Origin of the sequence: Clostridium cuniculi, from assembly GCF_004353185.1 — a bacterium.
GTDB classification, from domain to species: Bacteria; Bacillota; Clostridia; order Clostridiales; family Clostridiaceae; genus Clostridium; species Clostridium cuniculi.
Genome location: NZ_SMUS01000001.1, coordinates 111,352 through 137,816, shown reverse-complemented (window position 1 = coordinate 137,816; position 26,465 = coordinate 111,352). Strand labels below are relative to the sequence as shown.

The 26,465-nt window shown below is 26.7% G+C and carries 25 protein-coding genes and 1 pseudogene; 21 read left to right on the top strand and 5 right to left on the bottom strand.

The window, feature by feature from the left end:
* The 3 genes from EJJ37_RS00600 to EJJ37_RS00590 are packed head-to-tail and all read left to right on the top strand — an operon-like array spanning position 1 to position 2,828.
* Complete coding sequence (locus EJJ37_RS00600; protein WP_133013653.1) at positions 1 to 1,305, top strand: efflux RND transporter periplasmic adaptor subunit; 1,305 nt, start codon at positions 1 to 3, stop codon at positions 1,303 to 1,305.
* Entirely contained in the window at positions 1,302 to 2,528 is a 1,227-nt protein-coding gene (locus EJJ37_RS00595; protein WP_133013652.1) for an ABC transporter permease, read from the top strand. Before EJJ37_RS00600 ends, EJJ37_RS00595 begins: the two co-directional genes overlap by 4 nt.
* A 51-nt stretch (positions 2,529 to 2,579) precedes the next feature.
* A complete protein-coding gene (locus EJJ37_RS00590; protein ID WP_370773864.1) occupies positions 2,580 to 2,828 on the top strand; it encodes a DUF1653 domain-containing protein in 249 nt (82 codons plus the stop codon).
* A gap of 33 nt (positions 2,829 to 2,861) precedes the next feature.
* Here the strand turns inward: EJJ37_RS00590 and EJJ37_RS00585 are convergent, their stop codons facing one another.
* From EJJ37_RS00585 to EJJ37_RS00575, 3 genes are read right to left on the bottom strand one after another with little or no spacing between them, the layout of a single operon-like run.
* Positions 2,862 to 5,201 (bottom strand): CotH kinase family protein, encoded by a 2,340-nt coding sequence (locus EJJ37_RS00585; protein WP_133013650.1) that lies wholly within the window; start codon positions 5,199 to 5,201, stop codon positions 2,862 to 2,864.
* 18 nt (positions 5,202 to 5,219) lie between these two features.
* On the bottom strand, positions 5,220 to 5,906 hold the full coding sequence (locus EJJ37_RS00580) for a DUF4956 domain-containing protein (RefSeq protein ID WP_133013649.1): 687 nt from the start codon (positions 5,904 to 5,906) through the stop codon (positions 5,220 to 5,222).
* 31 nt (positions 5,907 to 5,937) lie between these two features.
* Positions 5,938 to 6,618 carry a polyphosphate polymerase domain-containing protein gene (locus EJJ37_RS00575; protein WP_420808505.1) on the bottom strand — a complete coding sequence of 227 codons (681 nt, stop codon included), beginning with the start codon at positions 6,616 to 6,618 and terminating at the stop codon, positions 5,938 to 5,940.
* Positions 6,619 to 6,782: 164 nt separating this feature from the next.
* On the opposite strand from EJJ37_RS00575, the gene EJJ37_RS00570 reads away from it, so the two are divergent.
* The 4 genes from EJJ37_RS00570 to EJJ37_RS00555 all read left to right on the top strand — a co-directional run bounded on the left by EJJ37_RS00570 (position 6,783) and on the right by EJJ37_RS00555 (position 10,250).
* Entirely contained in the window at positions 6,783 to 7,457 is a 675-nt protein-coding gene (locus EJJ37_RS00570) for a response regulator transcription factor (protein ID WP_133013648.1), read from the top strand.
* 2 nt (positions 7,458 to 7,459) lie between these two features.
* Positions 7,460 to 8,674, top strand: a complete 1,215-nt coding sequence (locus EJJ37_RS00565; protein WP_133013647.1) for a sensor histidine kinase — start codon at positions 7,460 to 7,462, stop codon at positions 8,672 to 8,674.
* 187 nt (positions 8,675 to 8,861) lie between these two features.
* Positions 8,862 to 9,371: a DedA family protein gene (locus EJJ37_RS00560; protein ID WP_133013646.1), complete on the top strand. Its 510-nt coding sequence runs from the start codon at positions 8,862 to 8,864 to the stop codon at positions 9,369 to 9,371.
* 174 nt (positions 9,372 to 9,545) lie between these two features.
* A complete protein-coding gene (locus EJJ37_RS00555) occupies positions 9,546 to 10,250 on the top strand; it encodes a response regulator transcription factor (RefSeq protein WP_133013696.1) in 705 nt (234 codons plus the stop codon).
* Positions 10,251 to 10,717: 467 nt separating this feature from the next.
* Here the strand turns inward: EJJ37_RS00555 and EJJ37_RS20015 are convergent, their stop codons facing one another.
* Positions 10,718 to 10,870 carry a hypothetical protein gene (locus tag EJJ37_RS20015; RefSeq protein ID WP_166484623.1) on the bottom strand — a complete coding sequence of 51 codons (153 nt, stop codon included), beginning with the start codon at positions 10,868 to 10,870 and terminating at the stop codon, positions 10,718 to 10,720.
* A gap of 543 nt (positions 10,871 to 11,413) precedes the next feature.
* On the opposite strand from EJJ37_RS20015, the gene EJJ37_RS00550 reads away from it, so the two are divergent.
* The 8 genes from EJJ37_RS00550 (at position 11,414) to EJJ37_RS00515 (ending at position 17,774) form a co-directional block, all read left to right on the top strand.
* A complete protein-coding gene (locus EJJ37_RS00550; protein WP_133013645.1) occupies positions 11,414 to 11,566 on the top strand; it encodes a zinc-ribbon domain-containing protein in 153 nt (50 codons plus the stop codon).
* 174 nt (positions 11,567 to 11,740) lie between these two features.
* Positions 11,741 to 11,956, top strand: coding sequence for a hypothetical protein (locus tag EJJ37_RS00545; protein ID WP_133013644.1), 216 nt, complete (start codon positions 11,741 to 11,743; stop codon positions 11,954 to 11,956).
* Between the two features lie 224 nt (positions 11,957 to 12,180).
* Positions 12,181 to 14,418, top strand: a complete 2,238-nt coding sequence (locus EJJ37_RS00540) for a histidine kinase dimerization/phospho-acceptor domain-containing protein (RefSeq protein ID WP_133013643.1) — start codon at positions 12,181 to 12,183, stop codon at positions 14,416 to 14,418.
* Positions 14,419 to 14,635: 217 nt separating this feature from the next.
* On the top strand, positions 14,636 to 15,802 hold the full coding sequence (locus EJJ37_RS00535; RefSeq protein WP_204596850.1) for a cation:proton antiporter: 1,167 nt from the start codon (positions 14,636 to 14,638) through the stop codon (positions 15,800 to 15,802).
* Between the two features lie 153 nt (positions 15,803 to 15,955).
* On the top strand, positions 15,956 to 16,141 hold the full coding sequence (locus EJJ37_RS00530) for a DUF1858 domain-containing protein (protein ID WP_133013641.1): 186 nt from the start codon (positions 15,956 to 15,958) through the stop codon (positions 16,139 to 16,141).
* A gap of 237 nt (positions 16,142 to 16,378) precedes the next feature.
* The gene (locus tag EJJ37_RS00525; protein ID WP_133013640.1) at positions 16,379 to 17,017 is read left to right on the top strand and encodes a hypothetical protein; all 639 of its coding nucleotides are present in this window, start codon (positions 16,379 to 16,381) and stop codon (positions 17,015 to 17,017) included.
* 14 nt (positions 17,018 to 17,031) lie between these two features.
* The gene (locus EJJ37_RS00520; RefSeq protein ID WP_133013639.1) at positions 17,032 to 17,586 is read left to right on the top strand and encodes a hemerythrin domain-containing protein; all 555 of its coding nucleotides are present in this window, start codon (positions 17,032 to 17,034) and stop codon (positions 17,584 to 17,586) included.
* A gap of 2 nt (positions 17,587 to 17,588) precedes the next feature.
* A complete protein-coding gene (locus EJJ37_RS00515) occupies positions 17,589 to 17,774 on the top strand; it encodes a DUF1858 domain-containing protein (RefSeq protein WP_133013638.1) in 186 nt (61 codons plus the stop codon).
* 75 nt (positions 17,775 to 17,849) lie between these two features.
* Here EJJ37_RS00515 and EJJ37_RS00510 read toward each other — a convergent pair whose 3' ends face one another.
* Positions 17,850 to 18,287 (bottom strand): globin domain-containing protein, encoded by a 438-nt coding sequence (locus tag EJJ37_RS00510; protein ID WP_133013637.1) that lies wholly within the window; start codon positions 18,285 to 18,287, stop codon positions 17,850 to 17,852.
* A 153-nt stretch (positions 18,288 to 18,440) separates the two neighbouring features.
* On the opposite strand from EJJ37_RS00510, the gene EJJ37_RS00505 reads away from it, so the two are divergent.
* From EJJ37_RS00505 to EJJ37_RS00480, 6 genes and pseudogenes are all read left to right on the top strand, one after another.
* The gene (locus tag EJJ37_RS00505; RefSeq protein ID WP_133013636.1) at positions 18,441 to 18,836 is read left to right on the top strand and encodes an RrF2 family transcriptional regulator; all 396 of its coding nucleotides are present in this window, start codon (positions 18,441 to 18,443) and stop codon (positions 18,834 to 18,836) included.
* 149 nt (positions 18,837 to 18,985) lie between these two features.
* Entirely contained in the window at positions 18,986 to 20,083 is a 1,098-nt protein-coding gene (gene chvE, locus EJJ37_RS00500) for a multiple monosaccharide ABC transporter substrate-binding protein (protein ID WP_133013635.1), read from the top strand.
* A 44-nt stretch (positions 20,084 to 20,127) separates the two neighbouring features.
* Positions 20,128 to 21,672 (top strand): multiple monosaccharide ABC transporter ATP-binding protein, encoded by a 1,545-nt coding sequence (mmsA, locus tag EJJ37_RS00495; protein WP_193553902.1) that lies wholly within the window; start codon positions 20,128 to 20,130, stop codon positions 21,670 to 21,672.
* Positions 21,672 to 22,859 (top strand): annotated as a pseudogene (gene mmsB / locus EJJ37_RS00490) (multiple monosaccharide ABC transporter permease). The gene mmsA and the pseudogene mmsB overlap by 1 nt, the downstream one beginning before the upstream one ends.
* Before the next feature lie 153 nt (positions 22,860 to 23,012).
* Complete coding sequence (locus tag EJJ37_RS00485) at positions 23,013 to 24,851, top strand: sensor histidine kinase (RefSeq protein WP_133013634.1); 1,839 nt, start codon at positions 23,013 to 23,015, stop codon at positions 24,849 to 24,851.
* 26 nt (positions 24,852 to 24,877) lie between these two features.
* Positions 24,878 to 26,413: a response regulator gene (locus EJJ37_RS00480; RefSeq protein ID WP_133013633.1), complete on the top strand. Its 1,536-nt coding sequence runs from the start codon at positions 24,878 to 24,880 to the stop codon at positions 26,411 to 26,413.
* The last annotated feature ends 52 nt before the right edge of the window (positions 26,414 to 26,465 follow it).

Below are 26,465 nucleotides of genomic sequence, written 5' to 3'. Positions count from 1 at the left end.
ATGAGTAAAAAAGCAAAAATTAAAAAAGTTATAAATTTTAAATATATAAAAAAAGGAAAGGATACTTTACAGAAAAAAGCTGTAAAAGCGTTGTTTGCTTTTTTAATATTAATGATAGGATGTACAATGTTATCTAGGGCAGCAGATTCTATGACTATACCAAGAGTTAAAGTTGATAAGCCAAAGACTAAAACAATAGTAGATGAAATTACTGCTAAGGGTGTAGTTGTAAAAAATAGAGAAGAAAAAATTTCTGTAGTTGAAGGTCTTAAGATTAATTATGTAAATATAAGTGAAGGTTCAATTATTAAAGTTGGAGATACCTTAGTTGAACTTGATACTGAAGACTTAGAGAAAAAGGTTAATGAAATTAAAGAAAATATAGCACAAGAGCAAAAGACTTTAACACGTGCCACAGAAGATTATAATAAGGCTATAAATGTAAAAAAGCAAGCTGTACAAAGTGCTTTAAATGAAATGAATGCAGCAAAGCAAGCGTTAGATAATTATTCAAAGTTAAGTGATGAAGAAAAGGATCCAGGAACAGAAGAAAGTTTATATTCTGATTATCAATCAAAGAAGTCTATGTATGATGCAGCTGTTGTTGAGTCAAATGATACTGTAGATTTAGATAGAGCGCTTCAAGATACAAAGGACTCTCTTAAAACTGATGAATATAATAAAGAACTTGCAAAACTTCAACCTTTATTAGATGCTAGTGGAAAAATTATTTCAGAAAAAGAAGGGATAGTTACTAGTGTCGTTGCAGAAAATGGTGGAGTTACAACTGATACTATAGCATCAATTGCAGATAAGAATGAAGGATATAAATTTGTTGGAGAAATTGATAAGGAAAATAGAACCTCAATAAAACAAGGGCAAACTGTTGCTTTAAATTTAGGTACTTATGGTATTATTGAAAATTTAACTATTGACTCTATTTCTAGAAATCAAGATAATGCTGATATTTTAAATGTAACAGTTGTTTTACCAGTAGGAATAGGAGAAATTGATGATAGCGGAGAAATTGTAGTTTCAAGTAAATCAAAGAAATATGGTACATGTGTTCCTTTAGCAGCATTAAGACAAGGTGATGGTACTGATTATTATGTATTAGTTGTTACTGAAAAAGAAACTGTATTAGGTGAAGAATTAACAGCCAAAAGAGTTGATGTAAAAGTTGAAAAAAGAGATGGTGAATATGCAGCGGTAACTGAAGGCGTATTAGGAAGAAATGATAAAATAATTATTGATAGCAATAAAACAGTAGAAGATGGCGATAGAGTTCGCCTGGAGACTGAATGATAAGGTATTTAAAGCACATAGTTAGAATAATTCTTATATTTGCTTTAATTATGTGCTGGGGAATATCTTTAGGTTATGCAAATAATATAGGAAGTGAAAATAAAACTTTAAATTTCTATTTTGAAAATGAAAATTATAATACAGAGCTCATTAAGACTATAAAAGAAGCAGATCCAGAGTTAGCTGTAGTAGGATGGGCTGAGGAGTCATTACAATCTGCTAATAATCCTGATTTAGGGAAAATAGCAAGTGATTTAGATGTTTTAATTATAAAGGGCTCATCTAATTTATTAGTTAAGGGATCAAACCTATTTGCTGATGATTTAGAGGGGTGTTTAATAGATAATGATACATCTTATAAATTGTTTGGAAGTAGTAATTGTGCAGGTAGAGAGATTGTTTATAATGATAGAACTTTAATTGTAAGGGGAATTTTAAAAGGTTCTAAAGCAAATATTATGATTCAAGCTACTGAAGATTCCACGCAGGTTCTAGATGGATTAACAATAGATGGCACAGGATTAACATTAAATAAGATTGAAGATTTTAAAATGAAATTTGGAATTAATGAAATGGCTATTAGCGGAAATATCTATTATATAATAGCAAAGTTTATAGCACTAATATTTCCAATTGTCACTTTAGTATTGATTTTAATTAAAATAATAACTAGTTTATTTAAATCAAGAAATAAGCCAGTTTTAGTAAGTCTATATATTTTAATGGCTATTGCTTCCGTATTTATATTTTTTAAGATTACAAATATTAAAATTTCTATTCCATTAGATATGATTCCAAATAAGTGGTCTGACTTTGATTTTTGGAGTAAGATGGGGAAAGAGTACAAGGAAAAGTTTGAGTATGTACTTTATATGAAAAAGTATGGAGTTGATATTTATAATATAGAAAACTTATTAAAATCAGTATTATACTCAATATTTACAATAATATTATTTGTAATTAACTTAAGGATAATAAAAGTAAATAATATTAAAACATTAATAATTAATAATGGAGTTTCAATAATTTGTTCATTTGTTGCTATATTAATGATTTGGGATAAGTACAATTTTGATGTAAACATAACTATGATATGGTTAATATATCCTTTATATCTTTGTGGAGATTATTTTATAAAGGTTCATGGAAAGTATTTAATTTATGAAGAAGAAGTAAATACTGAAGTGGAAAATAATGATATAATAGATGAAGCAGTTTGTTAATAGCAAACTGTTTCTTTTTTTAAATACAATATTATTAACGGAGGAAAAATTATGAGAGATATATCTAATTCTAAAGGAAAGATTTTCAGACATTTTAAGGGAGATTTATATTTAGTTGAAGATTTTGTTAAGCATTCAGAAACTCAAGAAACCATGGTTCTTTATAGAGCTTTATATGGGGATTGTGGACTTTTTGTAAGACCTTATGATATGTTTGTTGAAGAAGTTCCAGAAGGAAAGGTTAATCCAACTGGACAAAAATATAGATTCCAAGAATTCGAAGTCAAAAGCGTAAAATAACTAAATTGCGCACTAATAATAGTGCGCAATATTTTAGCTAATGTATTTTCTCTTTTTAAATAATGATACTACAAGTATTGCTATTATTAATAATGCAATTGATGAAAGTGTGATTATTAAAGAGGTATTACTAGAAGAAGTATTATTTGGACCCATTGCTAAATTATTATTTTTAAAATCTTGCATATTACTATCTTGGTTAGGAAGTTCCATAGATGAAAGTTGAGTAATATCATCTTCCGTTAATCCTAGATTTAATAATTCATCTTTAATTGAGTCTGTAATAGTACCATCTTCAGAACTTTGAATAATTTGCATTGCTTGCATCATAACTGTTGGATCTAAGTTTGAAGAATTACCTCCCATGTTTCCAGGAGAATTATTCATTGGAGCACTAGCATTTTCAGGTGTATCATTTGATGTTGGAGTAAAGCTATCTGTATTAGTAGCATTACTATTATTAGTTGGAGTAGTATTATTATCTGGTTTATTTACCATGTTATTCATACCACCTTTATCATTTCCACCACCTTGTTGGCCCATAGCAGTTAAATCAACAGTAGTTTCAATAGTTCCAGTACTTGTTGAAGGTTGAGTACCATCAAGTTGAGCTGCGATACTAGTTGCTCTATCATATCCAAATGTTAATAAGTTACTAACAGCATTTTCATATTCATCAAAGGTATAAAAAGCTGTAGCATCATTTTTTACATAATCACTAATTAATGAATCAGTTTTAGCGATAAGAGTTTCATAAGTTCCATTGTTAATAAAGTTTTCAACTATATCATTTAAATATTGATGATATAATTCTTTATATTCATCTACTTCTAATAGATTAGCTATTAAAGGATTATCCTCTAAACTATCTGAAACAGGTGAATCAATAGGGAAGTTTATTGCATTTGAAGCAGAACCAGCTTGGAATCCTGCAAATGATAAATTATAATCCCATGGTAAGATACTTACTATACCATTATTTTCATATAAATAGTAATTATGATTCATATTAGAAACATAACTATCAAGATTAACTAAGAATGTATTAGCGGCAAAGTATCTTAATACTTCATCTACATCTAAGTAAGATTCTATATCTTCCATACTATCAAGATGTTCAATCATATCTAATATTTTAGTATAATCATCACTATCTGTAGTTTTAAAGATAGCATTATCAAAGATAGCGGAGTAATTAGATATATCATCACTATTCCATACTAGATCGGCGCCATTAGAGTTTCCTCCCATTCCGCCACCCATCATACCTCCACCCATTCCATTAGGCATGTTTGAAGGTAATTCATTAGAGATATTACCAGTGTTATCAGATGCTTGTGATTCAGATGAAGAATCTTCATTATTCATGTTAGGAGGAACTTGCATTTGTCCAGAAGCATCTCCGTTGTTCATATTAGGAGGAACTTGCATTTGCCCAGATGTATCTCCGTTGTTCATATCAGGAGGAGTCTGCATTTGTCCAGAAGTATCTCCATTATTCATATTAGGAATAGCTTGCATTTCTCCAGAATTATTTTCGTTATTCATATCAGGAGGAGCTTGCATTTGTCCAGAAGTATCTCCATTATTCATATTAGGAGGAGTTTGCATTTGATTGCTAGAATTTTGAGTACTGCTAGAAGTAGTATTGTTACTTGAGTCTTGGGATTGATCAATTTGTTTAGGATTAAAATCAGTTTTATCGTTCATATCATTTTGATTATCCTTATTTCCCATAGCAACACTATCACTTTCAGGTTTATATAAGTTACCATCTGTAGAACCGTAGTTTCTTGCAATAAACTCTTCTTCAATAGGCTCAACTGCAAGATATAAGCCCCATTCTTCTCCATTAACAGTTATATGTGCATATGCACATTCTGGAGTTGGAACACCTAATGACTCAAGTAATTTATAGGAAAGATATTCTTTCATATAAGTAGCATCAGACATATTGTTATTTAGTACCAGTTTGCTAAGGCCATCTAAGGTCTGTCCATCAACATATTCATCAAATTTGATTTTAAAACTATATCTATCTGTAGTATCATCCATTACAAGTTGAGATAGGCTAGAATTCCCCTTAGGTCTAATAGCCACATTGTTATAAGTTGTACCATTTACAGTTATATTAGCAGCGGTATATTCTTCAGCAGAAGCGTTATCAAGCATTTCTTGCCAAGCAGTTTCATCCATTTCTATATTTATCTCAATAACTTTATCATCATCAAAAATTGTTGTTACATAATCAGGTTGTTCAATATAAGTTGTAGAAGTTGAGCTTTTAGGTAATGCTATAAGAATTAATGAAAAACTTACAGCTATTATCATTAATATAGAAACAAGCTTATTGAAGTGTTTATTTGAAATCATTTTTACACCACCTATTTATTAGCTCATATATTCTCCATTATAACTAACTAAAACAACGTTATTTACGCCAGATATATGGCTAAGATCATTTACAAATTTAGTTGACATTTCTTTTAATCTAATTTCTACAGTTAATTCAATTCCAGAACCTGCAGAAACAGTTTTTGATTTAACAACATGTTTTTTAACAGAACCAGAGATAAATTTAATAGCTTCATTTTCACTATTATCATTTGAACAGTTTACAACTAATATATAAGGATTATCAGTACTTTTTTTGTTAACAAATATAAGCATTACAATTCCTATAAATACAGAACCTAATATACCTAAAGCGATAAGACCAGCTCCCATAACTATACCAGCGGATATTGACCAAAATAAAAAGGCAATATCAAGAGGTTCTTTTATAGCAGATCTAAATCTAACTATAGATAATGCACCAACCATACCAAGTGATAAAATTACATTAGAAGTTATTGCTAGAATAATTAATGTAGTTATTAAAGTCATAGCAACTAAAGACACACCAAAACTTTCTGAATACATAACGCCTTTAAATGTTTTTTTGTAAATTAAGAATATAAATAATCCAATTGCAAGAGCAAGAGCTAATGCTAAAAAAGTATCTGTAATTGAAAAACTACTAGTCTTTTCTAAAAAACTTGATTTAAAAATATCAGAAAAGTTAATTTGTGAATTCATGTATAATCCCTCCAAAGTTTAAGTGTTTAATTTATCCAAACATTCTACTGCTAGCATATTTAGAAATAGAAGTTGATTTTCTTGTATTAGTCTGTATTGTATCTTTTATTATGTCAGGTAAAAATTCATCGAATTTTACTTCTAAAATTATTGTGTCATTATTAGGAATCTTCATCGTTGGAAGAGCCGTGTTAAACATATCTTGTGAGCATATACCCGTTCTCACATTGCTATCAATAGTGATTCGAACATTTCCAGGTCTATAAATATAAGCTTCTCGTGTATAGTCAACTACTGTTTTAGGCTTTAACATTTGAGATTTCATTTTAAAATATAATTCTTGAATTAATGATTTATCAGAAGTAAGCATCCAATCAATATCATTATTTAATATCTTTTCGCATTGTTCTTTTGTTAGTGCTGCTGAAAATTTAGTACATAGACCATTAACTTTACTTTTTTTCTCTAGTCTAATAAAATCAAAATTATCGTTATAATATCTAATTCTAAATTTTTCACGTTTGCTATAACCATTAATTTTTTCAAGTAATGCTTTATCATTAAAATTATCAAAATATAAGCTTCTTATAGAATAAGTTCCAGATGAATTGGCGTTTTTATCAATAGAAGCTATATGTTTAATTCTATTTTTTATTGCAAAATAGTCAGAAACATTAATAAAAAATTTCAACTCATGTCTAGGTTTACTCATAAAAATACTCACCTCCAATTTTAGCTAATGTTAAATTTAAGTTAACTTACAAATTAATAGTAGTACTGTAACCTTAAAATAATCTTAAAAATACCCTAAATATTTAAGTTCTATGTTAAAATTTTGGTAAAGAATTAGATATATAGTAAGTGAGGATGAGATTAATGAGATTATTACTTGTAGAAGATGAGATACAGCTTTCAGAAGCGCTTAATCAAATATTAAGTAAAAATAAATATGTAGTTGATGCTGTATATAATGGTGAAGATGGATTAGATTATGGATTAACAGATATATATGATGTAATAGTGTTAGATATTATGCTACCTAAGCTTAATGGATTAGAAGTTCTTAGAAGGTTAAGAAAAGAGAATATAAAAACTCCAGTTATTCTATTAACAGCTAAGGGAGAAATTGAAGATAAAGTTAAGGGGCTAGATAGTGGGGCTGATGATTATTTAGCAAAGCCATTTGCAACAGAAGAATTATTAGCAAGATTAAGAGCCTTGACTAGACGACAAGGAGAAATTATAAATGATAATGTTTTAGAATTTGGAGATATTAAATTAAATATTTCTACTTATGAATTAGAAGGACCTTATAATAGCATTAAACTTTCTTTAAAGGAGTTTGAGATTATAAGATGTTTTATGCAAAGACCAAAAACAATAGTAACCAAAGATGAGTTAATAAGTAAAATATGGGGATATGATTCAGATGCAGAGTATAATAATATAGAGGTATATATTTCTTTTTTAAGAAAAAAACTTGGGTATGTTGCATCTACTACCAATATAACTACAGTGAGAGGTGTTGGTTATAAATTGGAGGAAAGTTAGAGATGTTTAAAAAACTAAAAACAAAATTTGTATTAATTAATATGGGACTTTTAACAGCAGTATTTATAGGTATATTTGGAACCATATATTTAAGTACAGCTTATAGCATGGAAAAGGATATGCGTATGCAATTATGGAGTAATATGATGGTTGCTCCACAACAAAAGCCAATTCCTAAGGATGACAGAATGGATATGACAATAAAAATAGATTTAGATAATGTCAATGAAATAGTTGCTATTTCCTCAAGGTTAAATACTGATGACTTAGATATAAATAATATTGTTACAAAAGTTATCAATAGTAGCAAAGATATGGATACAATAAAAATTAATGGTGAAAGTTTTGCATATTTAAAGCAAGATATAGGAAATGGTAAAAGAATAGTATTAATGAGTAAATCATTTCAACAAGAGATGTTATTGAGTTTATTAAAAATATTTATTGGGGTTGGATTATTGAGTTTAGTTTTATTATTTTTTATAAGTATATATTTTACTAATAAGGCTATAAACCCATTAGAAGAAACCTTTAAAAAGCAAAAACAATTTATAGCAGATGCTTCCCATGAGCTTAGGACTCCACTAACTATTATTAAGACTAATGTTTCATTATTAAGGGAAAATGAGTTAGAAACTATACAGAGTCAGAAAAAATGGATTAATTATATAGACTCCCAAGCCAGTAGAATGTCAACATTAATTAATGAGATGCTATCATTAGCAAATTTAGATGCAAATAGGAAGAAGGAAGAAAGAGTTAATATTAATTTTAGTAAGATAGTGAGTGATTCTTTATTAGTATTCGAAGTAGTGATATTTGAAAAAGGACTAATATTAGAGGAAGATGTAGCTGATAATATTTTTATAAAGGGTGAACAAGATCAAATAAAAAAGCTTATAAGTATATTAATGGATAATGCTATTAAATATACAAATAAGAATGGAAAGATAGGTGTATCACTTGTTTCTGAAAGAAATAAAGCTAAATTAATAATTAAAAACACTGGAGAAGGTATAAAAAAAGAACACTTGGAAAAAATATTTGAAAGATTTTATAGAGTTGATGATTCAAGGGATAGAGGAACTGGTGGATATGGACTTGGGCTTTCTATAGCCAAAGCTATAGTTGATGATCACAAAGGTAAAATACATGCTGAAAGTATAATTAATAATGAAACATCATTTATTATTGAGTTACCTTTAAGTATGGGATAAGTTAAAAGTAAAAGATAATTTAATAATTAATTTGTTAGTAAGACTATTGTAACTTAGGTTGTAATAGTCTTTTCTTATACTAAATCTTAAGAATTTCTTTAGATTTAGCATAATATCTTCTTTATTTATTAGATATATTATAGAATTATAATAAGGAATAAAAGGATAAATTTGGAGGAGAAAAAACATGGATGCTAATAGTATTTTAAATTATTTGTCGCAGTACGGCGTAATATTTATATTTATAATTGTATTTCTGGAGTATTTAAACTTACCAGGACTTCCGGCAGGAATAATAATGCCATTGGCAGGTTTATGGATATCAAGAGGAGAGATGAATTTTCTTTTTGTTTTAATATTATCAGTTATAGCTGGTGTAATTGGAAGTTGGGCTTTATATTTTTTAGGGTTTTATGGTGGAAACTTTTTATTAGATAAATATATTAATAAGTTTCCGAAGCAAAAAAAGTACATAGATGAAAAGTTAGAATATTTAAGAAGTAAAGGTCATATTGGTGTATTTGTAAGTAGGCTTATTCCTGTTGCAAGAACTATAATTGCAATACCAGCAGGAGTACTTAAAATGAATTTTTTTAAGTATACAGTATATTCAGCTTTAGGAATACTGATATGGAATAGTGTATTTATTTCAGCTGGATATATTTTAGGGGAAGGCATTTTTAAATATATAGGCTAGTTATGTGCTTTTTTTCTCTAAGTTTAAAAATTTAATTAATTTTTACTGGAGAACTTTTTTAGAAAATCTTTAGAATTATATATAGTTATTATTTATTTTTTGAAATTATCGTTAATAATATGGTAATTGAACATGTTTGTAAAATAAAAAAAGAGGTAAATAGAAATGAATAAGATGAGCTCATATAATGTTTTAGTTGTTGAAGATGAAAATGATATAGCAATTGCTATAGAAGCATATTTAAGTAACCAGGGATATAATGTTTTTATAGCTAATAATGGAATAGAAGGATTAGAAGTGTTAAAAAAAGAAATTATTCATTTAGCAATAGTTGATGTAATGATGCCTAAAATGGATGGTATAACTTTTGTTATGAAACTTAGAGAAAAGCATGATTTTCCGGTAATAATGTTATCTGCAAAATCTGAAGAAGTTGATAAGATAATGGGCCTTAATATAGGGGCAGATGATTATGTGACTAAGCCATTTAGACCATTAGAATTATTAGCAAGAGTTAATTCTCAGCTTAGAAGATATTCAAAATTTTTAAATATGGTAAAAGAACCAGAGGTTAAAGAAAATATTTATAGTGTTGGTGGATTAGAATTAAATTTTGATACTAAGGAAGTTGCTGTTGATGAAAAACCAGTTAAGTTAACTCCTATTGAGTTTAAAATATTAGCATTGCTTATAAAAAATCCAGGAAGAGTATTTGCTGCTGATGAAATTTATGAAAGAGTGTGGAATGAACAAGCGATAAATACTGATACTATAATGGTTCATATAAGAAAGATAAGGGAAAAGATTGAGATTAATCCTAAAAATCCGAAATATTTAAAGGTTGTGTGGGGAGTTGGATATAAAATTGAAAAGCAATAAAGCCCTTGAATTAACTTAAAATACTAAGGTTTAAAAGTAAACGTCAAAAATTCATCAAAAAAGATTATAGGAGCTTAGGAAACTAGGCTCTTTTTTAATATAAAAAATAAAAGAAAGGTATAGTATGAATGAAATGACAACGTTATTTAATACTTTTGTATTTCCAGTAGCCCTATGTATTTATTAGTATGCCTTATTGTAGTTAATACAATACCAGCTTTTGCAGAAACAACTATTGATGATTCAAGTATTAATCAATACACGTAAAGGATACTGGCGAATTTCTAATAGTCCTATATTGAACACTACATTTACGAATTAATTTTTTAACGATTTAGGATTGAAAAGTCTAATGAATCAATATATGAAAATTCACTAGACTTAAAGAACCGCAGTGTACTAGATCGGTACTCACGGTGAGGTGAGAGGACGGAAAATAAAATAATTATTTTCCTCCTACTCGATAGTTATTGGACTTTAATTAAAAATTCATCCCTTCCAATCCCTTTAACATCGATATTAGTAGCTTTTAAGAAATCAATAAACTTGTCTACAGTTTCCGAAGAAGAAAAGTCCAACTTTAAGATTAATTCATCTTTATTAATTTGGTTTGTAGTCATATATATCCCCCTTAAAAATAAAATAAGCAATATTATTATAAAGTGATATAAATACTATTTTCAAATGTAATTGTTGGATATGAATTTCTAGTATATTAATATGATAAATATAAAAAGGAAGTCACAAATTATGGGTGGAGTGACTTCTTTTTTGTTTCAAATAAAACGACATAAAGATAATTATTAAAAGTGATATTATATCACTTTTAATATAGTATAACATACCATAATAATTGTAAAATTTCAATAAATATATAAATCATATATTTAATAAAAATTTTTTTAATCATTAAAAGTGTACATTTTATAAGGCTTTGTAGTATTAAAAATAAAATAATAATAAAGGATGTGTATATAAAATTGAAAAGCAATAAACACTTTAAATTACTTTTAAATTTAAAGCTTGCAATAAATTGAATGTTATGTTATTATATACAAATAGCGCAAATGCTAAAAAGTTTCATATTAGGTAAATAGTTTCTCAATAAATAAATTAGAGATTATTATCAAATTAGAATCTTTAATTTTAGGAGGAATATATTTATGACAGATAAGACAATAAAGTGTAAAGATTGTGGAAGTGAATTCATATTTTCAGTAGGAGAACAAGAATTCTATAAAGAAAAAGGCTTTAAAAATGAGCCAACAAGATGTATATCTTGTAGAAGAGCTAAAAAAGAACAAAATAGAAGATAATTTTAGATTGTTGTAAGACTTTAGTTTAAACTAAGGTCTTTTTTAGTTTAGAACAACTTAATTAAGAGTTCAAGTTTTTTAGAAGTATGTTGAAAAAGGTAAGTGCATGAAAAATACTCTTTATAAAGTATGTTTAACTCCAAGTGATTGGATATTTTAAAAGAGGTAATCAGATTGAATAATAATATAGAAATAATATATAATAATATAGATAAAATGACAGATAAAATGTTTAATGAATATTTAAAGACAATATCAAAAGAAGTAACAGAAGAATTTAATAGAGATTTATTTTATAATAAAGGATTAGCTAGATTTTTAGATGTAAAAAAAACAATGAGATCTATGAAAATAGTATATAGATTAGAGAAAGAAAATATGCAGGTTTAATATAGATATAAATATAAAATAATTAATTTTTAGAGATAATAAATAGGCGATAAGATTAAAAAATGCTAGGTACTAATAAGTTGGTATCTAGCATTTTTATTTTAAATTCTTTAGAAAATTTTTAGAATTTGTATAGGTTAATCTTTATAAAGATAAATTAGTATATACTTATAAGTCTTTGGAGTATTAACAATAAAATAATAATAAAGGATGTGTATATAAAATTGAAAGTTAATAAAGAAAGCGAAGAATTTAAAGAAAGGTATAAAGAAGAATATAAGAGTAAAGGTATTATAGCTATGTTGTTAATGATAGCTATAATAGTTACTGCTGCATTAGGAATGTGTAGCTCGTACACAACAATAAATAAAACTGCTAAAAGGGTAAAAGTAAATTATTTTAATGAATATAGATTTGCCAATGTTGTGACTGATATAAGTTATGGATTATACTATGATTCTATTAAGGAAAATGAAAATCAAAATGCAAGTGACCTTTTGTTAGATATAAAAAAGAATATAATAGAAGAATCAGATGAATATTATACTTATATACAAGAAGAGTTAAATGAGAATATAGGTGAATTTAATAGAACAATTTTAGGATGGAATAATAGTGCAAACTTTGGTAATTTAAAATATTACTATTACAATACTGCAAATAATAAAACTAATACAACTTTAAATGGAAATGTAAAGTTTGAAAATAATAATATTGATTTATCAGGTGTAAATAAAGATGAATATCAATTTTACGTCGTAATTAATTTTGATAATAATGGTAATGTAAATGTTGGTGGAGTTATTGGTGCTGATAAGGAATATTTAGAGTCCAATATAGAAGGAGCTTTAATTGATATTAGAAATGACTATGCTATTTCGTACAGTGATTACGAAGAGGGGTATTATGATATAACTATTAATCCAATTAAGAATATGACATTTGTTTATGCAGTACCTAAAGTTCTAAATGCTTATGATAATATTAAATGGGGAGTAGAGAATGCTGATATTAGTATGTATGAATCTATGGGGGCAGGTGTTGCATTTATAATAGCAGGAATTATAGCATTAATAGCGTTGATATTCCCTATTAAGAAGGCGAAATCTACAGCATTATTTAAAGGAATAGTCAAGATTCCATTTGAAATTTGGATATTTATTATTGGATTTGCTATTGCAGCATTAGGAGCATTATCAGGTCAGCTTATTAAAGCTACTTTAAATGGAGATTTACAAGTAATATTTACAGAAGTAATACCTAGTTTAATTATTCCAGAGAGATTAATATGGATATTTAACTTTATAATATGGGCATTAAGCTATGCAGCAGTGTTTTTCTTTGTATTAGTTATTAAATATGTATTTAATGTTGGAGTTATAGAGTATATAAAGAAAAGAACTATTTTTGGAATGGTAATAATGTTCTGTGTTAGGATTATAAAAAGAATATTAGATGAAATAACAAAAGTAGATTTAAGAGAAAAGAATAATAAGTTAATTATAAAAGTATTATTAATAAATGCAGCGATATTATTAATAATATCTTTTATTTGGATCTTTGGAATTCCTGTAGTTATACTTTATTCAATTGTTTTATTTTTTGTAATAAGAAAATATGTTGATAAAATAAGTGAAAAATATAGTAAGCTTAGGGAAGCAACAAGTAAAATTGCAAAAGGTAATTTAGATGTAAAGATAGAAGAAGATTTAGGATTATTTGAACCATTTAAGAATGATTTAGAAAAGATTCAAGATGGATTTAAAAAGGCTGTTGATGAAGAGGTTAAGAGTCAAAAAATGAAGACTGACTTAATATCAAATGTATCACATGATTTAAAAACTCCTTTAACAGCAATAATTACTTATGCAGATCTTTTAAAAGATGAAAATCTATCAGAGGAAAAACGTAAGCAATATATTGAAACGTTAGACAGGAAGGCGCAAAGGCTTCAAGTTTTAATAGAAGATTTATTTGAAATGAGTAAAGCAACTAGTGGAAATATAACATTAAATATAGAAAATATTGATGTTATAGCTTTAATGAAGCAAACTTTACTTGAATTAGAGGATAAACTTGAAGAAGCAAATTTATCAGTTAGAAAGAATATGCCAGAAGGAAAAGTAATATTACCTTTAGATAGTCAACGTACATTTAGAGTATTTGAAAACTTAGTAATTAATATGACTAAATATGCAATGCCTAATACAAGAGTATTTATTGATATTATTGAAAATAAAGATAATGTTGAGATAATAATGAAAAACATGGCTGCAGAAGAGATAACATTTAATGTAGATACAATAGCAGAAAGATTTGTAAGAGGAGATGAGTCAAGGAACACTGAGGGTTCTGGGTTAGGACTTGCAATTGCTAAGAGCTTTGTTGAGCTTCAAGGTGGAATTTTTAACATCAGTGTAGACGGAGATCTATTTAAAGTAAAAATAGTATTTGTAAAATAAAGGGAGGACCTCCGGGGAACAGACATATATTGTAAAAAGAGTAGGTATAGTTGAAATTTATTTTAACTATACCTACTTTTTTATAATAAAAATTGTAGTTAATTTATAATAAAAATTATAGCTAACATAGAAGTTATAAATTTTAAAGTTAATAAATATATATAAATATGCTATACGCAGTAGAATTAAATAAATTCCTATACTAAAAGGAGCTGATATTATGTCATATAAATATTTATTAGATATTGCATTAATATTACTAAGTACAAAGCTTTTAGGATTAATAACAAGAAGATTTAATTTGCCACAGGTTGTTGGAGCACTACTTGCAGGAGTAATATTAGGACCATCATTTCTTAATATATTGAAAGAAACAGACTTTATAAGTAGGATGGCAGAGCTTGGGGTAATAGTATTAATGTTTACAGCAGGATTAGAAAGTGACATAAGCCAATTAAAAAGTACTGGGAAGCATTCATTTATAGTAGCTTTATTGGGAGTTATAATTCCATTAATAGGTGGAACTGCAGTTGCGTACATTTTTAATGATGGAAGTTTAACTACTGTAAGTGAATTATTACAAAATATATTTATAGGTACAATTTTAACTGCTACATCAGTTAGTATAACAGTTGAATCATTAAAGGAACTAGGAAAATTATCTGAAAAATCAGCTAGTATAATATTAGGTGCTGCTGTTATAGATGATATTTTGGGAATTTTAGTTTTAACAGTAGTAAGTAGCTTAGCTGATAGTTCTATTAATATTTGGATAGTAATTTTGAAAATTATAGGTTTCTTTATATTTGCTCTTATTATTGGATATTTAGTATATATATTTTTTGATAAATGGATAAGTAAATATGATATTGATAAGAGGAGATTTGTTATCGGTGCATTTGTAATTTGCTTATTATTATCATTTTCAGCAGAAGCTTTTTTTGGTGTTGCTGATATAACAGGTGCATTTATTGCTGGACTAGTATTATCAAGAAATAGAGAAACACCATATATAGTTAAAAGGTTTGATATAGTATCATATATGTTATTATCACCTATATTTTTTGCAAGTATAGGAATAAACATGACTATTCCTAAAATGAGTATATCAGTTATAATTATGACAATTGTTTTAATAGTTATAGCTATGATAACTAAAGTTATTGGTTGTGGTCTTGGAGCTAAGTTATGTGGATACTCTAAGTGTGAAGTTATACAGATAGGAATAGGGATGATATCTAGGGGAGAAGTTGCTCTTATTGTTGCAAATAAAGGAATGAAATTAGGGATTATGAATAGTTACTTTTTACCTTCTGTAATAATTATGGTAATTATTACGACTATAGTGACTCCTATATTACTTAAAAAGGCATATAAATGTTAAAATAAATCTATCAGATATAATAAAGATGAAATTTGGATAAAATATGGTAACTTATGTTACAGATATAATTTAATATTTAGTATATAATATAAAATAGATAAATTTAAATTATGTAAAAGTTAGTGCATAATATACAAAGGAGAGATTTAAATCATGATAAATAAGGATAATACAATTGGTGAAATATTAGAAATGAATCCAAAAGCAGAGGAGATATTAAGCAAGTTTGGAATGGGATGCTTAGGATGCCCATCTGCAACAATGGAGACTTTAGAGCAAGCTTGTTACGTTCATGGGTTAGAACTAGATGAAGTAATGAGTAAATTAAACGAAAAATAGTATTAATAATCAATAAAGTGACTGTATAGGGATTAGAGATTGATCTTTATACAGTCTTTTTATATGAAGAAAAATTTAAGGCTCTTATATTAGTAGTTTTATAAATTGAAAAATTAAGATTTATAAGTATATTATTTAATAATTGTAACAAATGTTACTTAATATAATTGAAAGTTGATATATATTAATAATATAGTTTAAAACAAAAATATTATAAAAGGTAAAAGGAGAAGAAAAATGAGTTTATTTTTAGGAAAAATACATTATTGGTTATTTAATAAAGTATTATGGTTTGAAGGGCTAGAAGATAAAGTAATAGAGTTTTCAAAAGCTAAAATCGCAGATGTAGATAATTTAGAAAATCAAATAAATTTAAAATATGGCAAGAAACTTACAAATAAAAATTTAGAAGAAATTATTGATACAAGTAATATTCATGGATGGTTACAAAGTAAAATTCATAGTGCAGAGGGCAGAATGGCAGCGTGGACAAGTACTATATTAAATGATAATAATGAATATATTTCTGAATTGAAAAAAATATATACGGAGCAAGGTATTAACGCAGCTAAGGAAGCAAAAGTTAAATTAACTAATGTAACTGCAGAAGATATATTTAATAGTATGAATGACTATATATTAGATGGAATGCCATGTGATAGAGTTAATGAAATTATTACTTCAAATGATGAAATTGTAGAGTGGAAAAGAAGAATTTGTGTTCATAAAGAAATTTGGGAAAATGAAGGAGTACCAGTTGAAACATTTTATGATTTAAGAAATCAATGGATAAGTGCTTTTGTTAATGAAATGAATAAGGATTATGAATATATTGAATTAGATAATGATATAAAAGCTATTAGAAAAAGGAGTTAAGAGGAATAGTATATATGAAAGCAATAGAAATAATGAATGAAGAACATAAATATATTTTGAGAATGCTTAAGGTAGTTAGAAAAGTATGTCTGAATATTATGAATGAAGAAGAAATAATATATGAAGATTTTGATAAGATAATTGATTTTATAAGAAATTATTCAGATAAACATCATCATAAAAAGGAAGAAGATATTCTTTTTACTAAAATGGTTGAGTATATAGGAGAAACTGCAGAAAAAGTAGTAAATCAGGGAATGCTTGTAGAACATGACTTAGGAAGACTTTATATTAGACAGTTAGTAGAAGCATTAGAAAAGATGAAAAATGGAGATAAAGAAGCTAAATTAGATGTTATAGCTAATGCAATTTCATATACACACTTATTAGCAAGGCATATAGATAAAGAAGATAGAGTTATTTATAAGTTTGCAGAAAGAGAATTAAGTACAGAAGTATTAGAAACTATAAATATGGAATGTGAGAATTTCGAATTTAAGAATAAAGAAATAAAAAATAAATATGTATTAATTTTAGAGGAATTAGAAAATAAATATTGGAGGGAATAAATATGATAACAAAGGATATGACAATAGGTAAAATTATAAATTCAAACGAAAAGGCTGCAGATATATTAATGTCTTTAGGAATGGGATGTTTAGGATGTCCATCAGCAACAATGGAATCTTTAGAACAAGCTTGTATGGTTCATGGTTTAGACATAGATGAAGTGTTAAACAAGTTAAATAATAACTAATTTAAATACTACTTAAATAATAAAAATTCCACTATTTAGTTAAGCTAAATAGTGGAATTTTTATTATTTATATGTTTATTTTCTTGATTGGTAAATTTCTTTTTCTACATCTATAAAAATTTTAGAGATAACTTCATAAGCCTTACCCCAAGCCTCTATAACTTCATCAGTTGCAGCATCACCTAAAACCTCTTTAATTGAAGCTAATAAATTTGAGCCAACTATTGGATAATGTCCTTCAGTAATTTGACGATCACAGTGCACTTCACCTATCTTTTTTACTACAGGTAAAATTGCTGGAAGGTTGTCTATGTTTTGAGCAGCAGCTAGTATAGTCATAGCTAAAGCTTTTGGTTGTTCGCCAGAATTTTGTTTATCCATATTAAATAATGGTTTAACCTCAGGATTATTTGCAAACATATTTTTATAGAAAGTTGTTGTAATTTCTAAACCATGCTCCTTTAAAACTGGTACTGTACTTTTTATTATATCTATAGTTTTTTGATCTAACATATTATCTCTCCTTTATTGAATTATTATTTATTAATAATAATTATTAGTACTCTGTAATAATAATATAACATATAAAAATAAAATGTGCAAATAAAATGCATATTTTATTTTATGTTATAATTAGTTTACATTATATGAAAGGAATAGGGACTTATGCAGTTATCAAAATTTACGGATTATGCATTTAGGGCATTAATATATTTGGCTAAAAACTCAGAAGAAAATTTGACAGTAGATATATTAGCTAAAGATTTAGAGATATCATCACACCATCTGAAAAAAGTAATAAATAAGTTAGCAAAAACAGAATATATAATATCTTTGAAAGGAAGAAATGGTGGATTAAAATTAGGCTTAGATCCAAAGGAGATAAATTTAGGAAAAGTTCTATTGTTAACAGAAGAAAATTTAAATATAGTAGAATGTATGAGCTTATCAGGTACATGTCCATTAGTTAATGAAGAATGTAAGCTTAAAGGAATTATTTCTAAATCTTTAGATGAATTTGTAAATGAGATGTCTAAATATACATTAAAAGATATAATTTAGTTTTATATAAAACAGAGTATAAATATTAATGATATACTCTGTTTTTATTATATTAGAAAATTACTCCTTTTTTAGGAAATTGGAGTTTTTTACAAATTGTTAAAATGATACAATGAAAACGTAAACAAAAAGTGAGGAGATTGATAAATATGAAAAGATTTTTAGCGTTAGCATTAACATTTACACTATCAATCACAAGTTTGATAGGATGTGGAAATACCACAACTATAAGTACAACAAATGATAATATTGAACCAAAGGGAGTAAAAGTCGGAGTATCAATGCCAACAAAATCACTACAAAGATGGAATCAAGATGGTAATAATATAGCAAATTCATTAAAGGAAAAAGGATATGAAGTAGATTTACAATTTGCAGAAAATGAAGTAGAAACTCAGGTCAATCAAATAGAAAACATGATAACAAAAGGTGTGGATATATTAGTAGTTGGAGCAATTGATGGAGTTGTATTATCAGCAGCATTAAATGAAGCTAAAAGTGAAGGAATAGAAGTTATTGCCTATGATAGATTAATTATGAACACAGATGCAGTAACATATTATGCAACATTTGATAATTTCAATGTTGGAGTAATTCAAGGTGAATATATAGAAGAGAAGTTAGATTTAAAAAATGGATCAGGACCTTATAATTTTGAAATCGCAACAGGTCCATTAGATGATAATAATGTTGTTTATTTCTTTAATGGAGCTATGAGTATTTTACAAAAATATATAGATAATGGCCAATTAATAGTTAAGTCTGGGCAAATGACAAGGGAGAAGTGTGCAACGCCAAATTGGGATGAACAAGAGGCACAATCTAGAATGGATAATATAATTACAGCTTATTATACAAGTGAAAATATAGATGCAATCTTATGCTCAAATGATTCAGTAGCATTAGGTGTACAATCAGCATTAAAATCTGTTGGATATGGAAAAGGTGATAAGAAGATGCCAATAATAACAGGACAGGATGCTAATATTGCTAATGTTAAGGCTATAGTTGCTGGGGAACAGTCTATGTCAGTATTTAAGGATACTAGGTCTTTGGCGGCAAAGGTTATTGAAATGATAGATGCAATTACTGATGGAACAGAACCACCTATAAATGATACAGAAACATATGATAATGGAGCATATGTTGTACCTTCTTACTTAGTAAAGCCAGAAGCAGTTGATATAAATAATTATGAAGAATTATTAGTTAAATCAGGATATTATACAGAAGATCAATTAAAATAATTAAATAATTTAAAAAAATTGTATTGAGAAATGAGGGGTATAAAGTGAATGATATAATTCTAGAAATGAAGAATATAGTTAAAACTTTTCCAGGAGTTAGAGCGTTAGATAATGTAAATGTAAAAGTTAAAAGAGGAACTATACATTCTCTAGTTGGAGAGAATGGGGCTGGTAAATCTACACTTATGAATGTATTAAGTGGAGTATATCCCTATGGAACTTATGAAGGGGATATAGTTTATGAAGGAGAAGTATGCAAATTTAAAAATATAAAAGATAGTGAAAAAAAAGGAATAGTAATTATACATCAAGAATTAGCCCTTATTCCAGAATTATCAATAATGGAAAATATATTTTTGGGAAATGAACAACAAAAAAAAGGAATTATTAATTGGGACAAGGTTAGGTTTGAAGCGAAAAAGTTAATGGATATTGTAGGATTACAGGAAGATCCAGAAACTCCAGTTAATAAAATAGGTGTTGGAAAACAACAACTGGTTGAAATAGCTAAAGCTTTATCTAAGAGTGTAAAGCTATTAATATTAGATGAACCAACAGCAGCATTAAATGATGAGGAAAGTGAAAAATTACTTGATCTTATTTTAAGATTAAGAGGAGATAAAGGAATGTCTGCTATTATAATATCCCATAAATTAAATGAAGTAACAAGAGTAACAGATGAAATTACTGTAATACGTGATGGTGCTAGTATAGAAACTTTATCTAAAAAAGAAGGAGAAATAACAGAAGATAGAATAATTAGGGGAATGGTTGGTAGAGATATAGTTGATAGATATCCAAAGAGAAAGTGTAAAATTGGAACTACAGCATTTGAAATTAAAAATTGGACAGTATATTCGGAAGAATTTAAAGATAAAATTGCTATTGATAATGTTAATTTAAATGTTAAAAAAGGTGAAGTAGTTGGAATTGCTGGATTAATGGGAGCAGGAAGAACAGAATTAGCTATGAGCATATTTGGTAAATCTTATGGAAGAAAAATTACAGGAACAATAATTAAAGATGGAAGGGAAATTACCATTTCATCTGTAGAGGATTCTATTAAAAAAGGAATCGTTTACTTAACTGAAGATAGAAAATCACAAGGTCTTATATTGATTGATAATATAAAAAATAATATAACTTTACCGAGCTTAAAGAAAATTAGTAAAAATGGTGTTATAGACAGAAGTAGAGAAATTTTTATAGCTAAAGATTATATGAAAAAGCTAAGAATAAAAGCTCCAAATATTGAACAAAAAACAGGAAATTTATCAGGAGGAAATCAACAAAAAGTAATGTTAGCAAGATGGATTTTTGCAGATCCAGATGTGTTAATACTTGATGAGCCAACTAGAGGAATTGATGTTGGAGCTAAATATGAAATTTATACAATAATAAATGAATTAGCAAGTAAGGGAAAATCAGTTATAGTTATATCTTCTGATTTGCCAGAGGTACTAGGGTTAAGTGATAGAATTTATGTTATGAATGAAGGAAAATTTGTTGGTGAATTATCTAAAAACGAAGCTACTCAAGAAAGCATAATGGAATGTATTATGAAAAGTAATGTGAAGGAGATGGTATAATGAGTACAGTAAAAATTAGTGGTGATACCAATATTAAGGGAAATAAGAAATTTAAGTTTGATACACGTAAATATGCAATGTTTATAGCATTAATAGTAATAGCATTGCTATTCCAAATTTTAACTAACGGTGTTTTATTAAAACCTATGAATGTAACAAAGTTAATTCTACAAAATAGTTATATTTTGGTATTAGCAGTTGGTATGTTACCTTGTATTTTAACAGGAAATGTTGATTTATCTGTTGGGTCTATAGTTGCATTAGTTTCAGCCATATCAGGTGTATTAATTATATCAATGGGGCTACCAGTATGGGTAGGTATAATAATTGGACTAGTAGTAGGTGCTTTATTAGGTGCTTGGCAAGGATTCTGGATAGCATATGTTAAGGTACCAGCATTTATTGTAACTCTTGCAGGAATGCTTATATTTAGAGGACTTACTATGATAATTCTTAATGGTAATACTTTATCTCCTTTTCCAGCAAGTTTTCAATATATAGCAATGGGATTCTTAGGAGATATCGGAAATGGAAGTATTCATATATTAACTCTCATAATAGGTGCCATTATTTCTGTATGTTTTGTAGTATTAGAGTATAGAAAAAGAAATCAACAAGCTAAGTATGGAATAGAACAATTATCTAATAATATTTTTATAGGAAAGATATTAGCAACTGTTTTAGTAATAATGTTATTTTCTTATTGGCTAGCTATATATAAGGGTATACCATTTGTATTTATAATTTTAGGATCATTAATAGTATTATACTCATTTGTGACTAACAAAATGGTAATAGGTAGACATGTTTATGCATTAGGAGGAAATGAAAAAGCTACTAAATTATCAGGAATAAAAACTAAAAAAGTAATGTTTATGGTATATGTAAACATGGGAATTATGGCAGCATTAGCAGGATTATTATTTGCAGCAAGACTAAATGCTTCTACACCAGGAGCAGGAGAAGGATTTGAATTAGATGCAATAGCAGCTTGTTATATTTGAGGAGCATCAGCAACAGGTGGAGTTGGAACTATAATTGGAGCTATAATTGGTGGACTTGTAATGGGAGTTTTAAATAATGGTATGTCATTAATGGGGGTAGGATCTGATTGGCAACAAACTATTAAGGGACTTGTATTATTAGCAGCAGTAGCCTTCGATATATATAATCAATCTAAAAAGTAATTATATTAAAAAAGGGTTAAGAAGTTGAGCGTTCTAACTTCTTAACCTTTTTTAGTAATAAAAATACATTAATACATAATTATACAATTAAATACAATAAGTTTAAAAATATAAAAATGTTAGTTATAATAAAAGGATAGGTGATAGAGTGGTATGAGATTTAATAAAAATGATTTAATAAAAGATAAAAAAAGTTTAAAGTATAAATTAATTTCAACATTTTTAATAGTATCAATAATCCCATTATTTATAGCACAAGTAATATTTTATATTTTAACTATAAATAAAATGAAGAATAATGTTTATGATTTAGTTAATTTGAATTTAAAACAAACACAAAAGAGTTTAGACTTAACTTTAGAATCTTATGAAGATTTTTTATATAGGATTTATTCTAATAAAGATATTATTAAAGCTATAGAAAATATAAATGTAAATAATGATGTTACTAGTAATATTGAAATTTTACAGGAGAGTTTAAAAAATTTATGTGATTCTAAATATGGAATTGAAGGAATACAGATATTAACTTCTAAAGAAGAATGGTTTTTTTATGATGGGATATCAAATTCTGCAAATGAAAGCCAATGGATATATAACAATAAATACTTCTATAATAACTTTATAAATTCTGATGAAGTTATAACAACTACAACTAGGTTTGCAATTAAAGATGATATTAAAAGCTATTATGTATTTGAAATGGCTCATAAAATTATAAGTAATACAAATGAAAATGAATCAATTGGAGTAGTAGTAATAAGTATAAATTCAGATGTATTGGAATCTGTTTGTAAAACAAATGAGTATTATTACAAAGCAAATAAGATTACTGGAATTAATTATATTTATGATAAATATAGAAATATAGTCTATTTTCCAGACAAACGCAAATTAGGTAGAAATTTAAAAAACTATCATATAGAATCAATATATAATAAAGATAATATTAATATAAAGTTAGTTGAAAATGATCAATATTTTACTGAAGAATTAGAAATTCCTAAGGGTGAAAATTTTACTATTACTGAGTTAACAGACGATAATACAGGATGGACAATTGCTTATTTACAAGATGAAAATGAATTATATACTTCAATAAAATCTTATCAAGTTTTATATATTAGTATTGGTATATTAGCAAATATTTTAATACTATTATTAATAGTAAGATCAACTAATAGAATTACAAGTTCAATTAATAAAATTATTAGTGCTATGAATAGTGTAGGGGATGGAGATTTGCTTACAGAAATCACTATTGACCCTGGGGATGTAAAGGAAGTATGTATAATAGCTAATAATTTTAATAAAATGGTTAATAATTTAAGAGAACTCGTAGAAAAAGTAAAATATATTACAATGAGACAGAAAGAGGCTGAAATAAAAGCATTGGAAGCTCAGATAAATCCACACTTTTTATATAACACTTTAGATACAATTAATTGGAAGGCCATTGAAAAAGATGAATATGAAATTAGTAATATGATTAATGCACTTGCTAAAATTTTAAGATATGCAGTTCAAGATAGTAATAAGATGGTTGTTGTTAGAGATGAATTGGAATGGGTAAAGGAATATATTTTATTGCAGCAAAGTCGTTTAAATTCTCCATTTAAGTTTGTATTGGATGTTGATGAAAAGGTTTTAAATTATAAGATTTATAAATTAATCTTACAGCCGTTTTTAGAAAATTCTATAATACATGGTTTTGAAGAGTGTAATGAACAGTGTATTTTGAAAGTTAGCATAAAAGAATATAGAAATTTATTAAAAATATCAATTGTAGATAATGGAAGAGGAATGAGTAAAAGGGTACTACAGAAATTCATAGATGAAGAGCTAACAATAAATACAAATGGCGAACATATAGGAGTAAATAATGTTATAGGAAGATTAAAAATGTACTATGGGAATAGTTCTAAATTTAATATAAAAAGTGAATTTGGAAAGGGAACAGAAATTAATATTATGGTTCCTAAGTATTTATAATAATTTGTGTATTAGGAGAGAAAGTAATGAGGGTTGTTATTGTTGAGGATGAAGATGTTATTAGAGCTGGGTTAAGCAAATTGATATGTAAAATAAATAATAATGTAAGGGTTATAGCTACTGTAAATAATGGGCTAGAAGGATTAGAAGTAATAAATAAAACAAAGCCAGATCTTGTAATAACAGATATAAAAATGCCTAAGTTAGATGGTTTAGGTATGTTAAATGAACTTAAAGCTAGAGGGATTAAGCATAAAACTATTATTTTAAGTGCATATTCTGAGTTTGAATATGCGCAGCAAGCTATAAAATTAGGAGTTAGTGAATATATTTTAAAACCAATATCGATTACAGATATGACTCAGGCATTAAAAAATATTGAGGAACAAATAGCAACAGCAAATAATCTAGATGAAAAAGAAAACCAATTAAGTCTAGATGATATTTTAAAAAGAATACTATTTACGGAAACAATAAATGAAGCTGAAGTTAAGAGTTTTTTTAAAATAAAAAATGATATAAGATATGATGATAAAATTGGAGTGTTTGTATTATATAATTCTATATATGATGCAGAATATATAGAAAATTTAAAGAAAAGCTTAGAAGATATATTTCAATTAGAAGCCAAGTTAGAGTATTTTATTATAGAAAATAAAGAGAAAAAAGAAATAGTAATATTATTGTTTAAAGTAGATAAGTATAAAAAAGTTTTAGAGAATATAATTACTAAATGTTATATAAATAAGGAAAGGGATAATTTAGCTTTAGGATACTCAGAGTGTTATGGAATAGTAAATCTTAATAATACATTTAAAGATATCAATAATAATTTAGAATGGAATTTAAGTAAGAATGATAAAAAGATTATCTATTCAGATAAGATAAATGATAGATATACTTTACCTATATATTATCCAATAGAAATAGAAAACCAATTAAGAAATAATATATGCAAGATGAAATTTGAAGAAATACAAAATGTTTTTAATAAATTTATTTCATATTGTAAGAAAGATATATATAATCCTAAGGAAATAAAAAATAATTTAATTAGATTTCTATGGGCTGTAATTAATACTACAAAGGAAATAAATAGCTCTGATGAGATTAATATAGATGCGCAAAAGCTTTTGGCAAATATAATGTTAGCAAAAACTTGGAGCGAAATAGAAGTTGTCTTTAACATTTTATTTAAATATATTAGTGAAAATAATGATATAAATAGTAAAGAAAAGAATATAAGTTTGTTAGTAAAACGAGCAAAAAGTTTAACACATGAATTTTATAGTCAAGGAATTACACTTGAAGAAATTTCAGATAGATTAAATGTTACGCCTGAATATTTAGGAACTCAATTTAAAAAGGAAATTGGTGAAACATTTAGTATTTATATAAAAAAATATAGAATAAATAAAGCTAAAAAATTGTTATTAAGTACAAATTTAAAACTATATCAAATTTCAGAAAGAGTTGGATATAATGATCCGAAATATTTTAGTAAGGTATTTAAAGAGAGGACAAACTATTTACCATTAGAATATAGAAAGTTATATAAATAAAGATATAGGAAAATTAATATTATAAAGTTAAAGGGGCTGTCGCACTAATTAA

Coding starts and splice junctions, on each gene's coding strand:
- EJJ37_RS00600 (WP_133013653.1), top strand. CDS start 1: ATGAGTAAAAAAGCAAAAATTAAAAAAGTTATAAATTTTAAATATATA.
- EJJ37_RS00595 (WP_133013652.1), top strand. CDS start 1,302: ATGATAAGGTATTTAAAGCACATAGTTAGAATAATTCTTATATTTGCT.
- EJJ37_RS00590 (WP_370773864.1), top strand. CDS start 2,580: ATGAGAGATATATCTAATTCTAAAGGAAAGATTTTCAGACATTTTAAG.
- EJJ37_RS00585 (WP_133013650.1), bottom strand. CDS start 5,201: ATGATTTCAAATAAACACTTCAATAAGCTTGTTTCTATATTAATGATA.
- EJJ37_RS00580 (WP_133013649.1), bottom strand. CDS start 5,906: ATGAATTCACAAATTAACTTTTCTGATATTTTTAAATCAAGTTTTTTA.
- EJJ37_RS00575 (WP_420808505.1), bottom strand. CDS start 6,618: ATGAGTAAACCTAGACATGAGTTGAAATTTTTTATTAATGTTTCTGAC.
- EJJ37_RS00570 (WP_133013648.1), top strand. CDS start 6,783: ATGAGATTATTACTTGTAGAAGATGAGATACAGCTTTCAGAAGCGCTT.
- EJJ37_RS00565 (WP_133013647.1), top strand. CDS start 7,460: ATGTTTAAAAAACTAAAAACAAAATTTGTATTAATTAATATGGGACTT.
- EJJ37_RS00560 (WP_133013646.1), top strand. CDS start 8,862: ATGGATGCTAATAGTATTTTAAATTATTTGTCGCAGTACGGCGTAATA.
- EJJ37_RS00555 (WP_133013696.1), top strand. CDS start 9,546: ATGAGCTCATATAATGTTTTAGTTGTTGAAGATGAAAATGATATAGCA.
- EJJ37_RS20015 (WP_166484623.1), bottom strand. CDS start 10,870: ATGACTACAAACCAAATTAATAAAGATGAATTAATCTTAAAGTTGGAC.
- EJJ37_RS00550 (WP_133013645.1), top strand. CDS start 11,414: ATGACAGATAAGACAATAAAGTGTAAAGATTGTGGAAGTGAATTCATA.
- EJJ37_RS00530 (WP_133013641.1), top strand. CDS start 15,956: ATGATAAATAAGGATAATACAATTGGTGAAATATTAGAAATGAATCCA.
- EJJ37_RS00525 (WP_133013640.1), top strand. CDS start 16,379: ATGAGTTTATTTTTAGGAAAAATACATTATTGGTTATTTAATAAAGTA.
- EJJ37_RS00520 (WP_133013639.1), top strand. CDS start 17,032: ATGAAAGCAATAGAAATAATGAATGAAGAACATAAATATATTTTGAGA.
- EJJ37_RS00515 (WP_133013638.1), top strand. CDS start 17,589: ATGATAACAAAGGATATGACAATAGGTAAAATTATAAATTCAAACGAA.
- EJJ37_RS00510 (WP_133013637.1), bottom strand. CDS start 18,287: ATGTTAGATCAAAAAACTATAGATATAATAAAAAGTACAGTACCAGTT.
- EJJ37_RS00505 (WP_133013636.1), top strand. CDS start 18,441: ATGCAGTTATCAAAATTTACGGATTATGCATTTAGGGCATTAATATAT.
- chvE (WP_133013635.1), top strand. CDS start 18,986: ATGAAAAGATTTTTAGCGTTAGCATTAACATTTACACTATCAATCACA.
- EJJ37_RS00485 (WP_133013634.1), top strand. CDS start 23,013: ATGAGATTTAATAAAAATGATTTAATAAAAGATAAAAAAAGTTTAAAG.
- EJJ37_RS00480 (WP_133013633.1), top strand. CDS start 24,878: ATGAGGGTTGTTATTGTTGAGGATGAAGATGTTATTAGAGCTGGGTTA.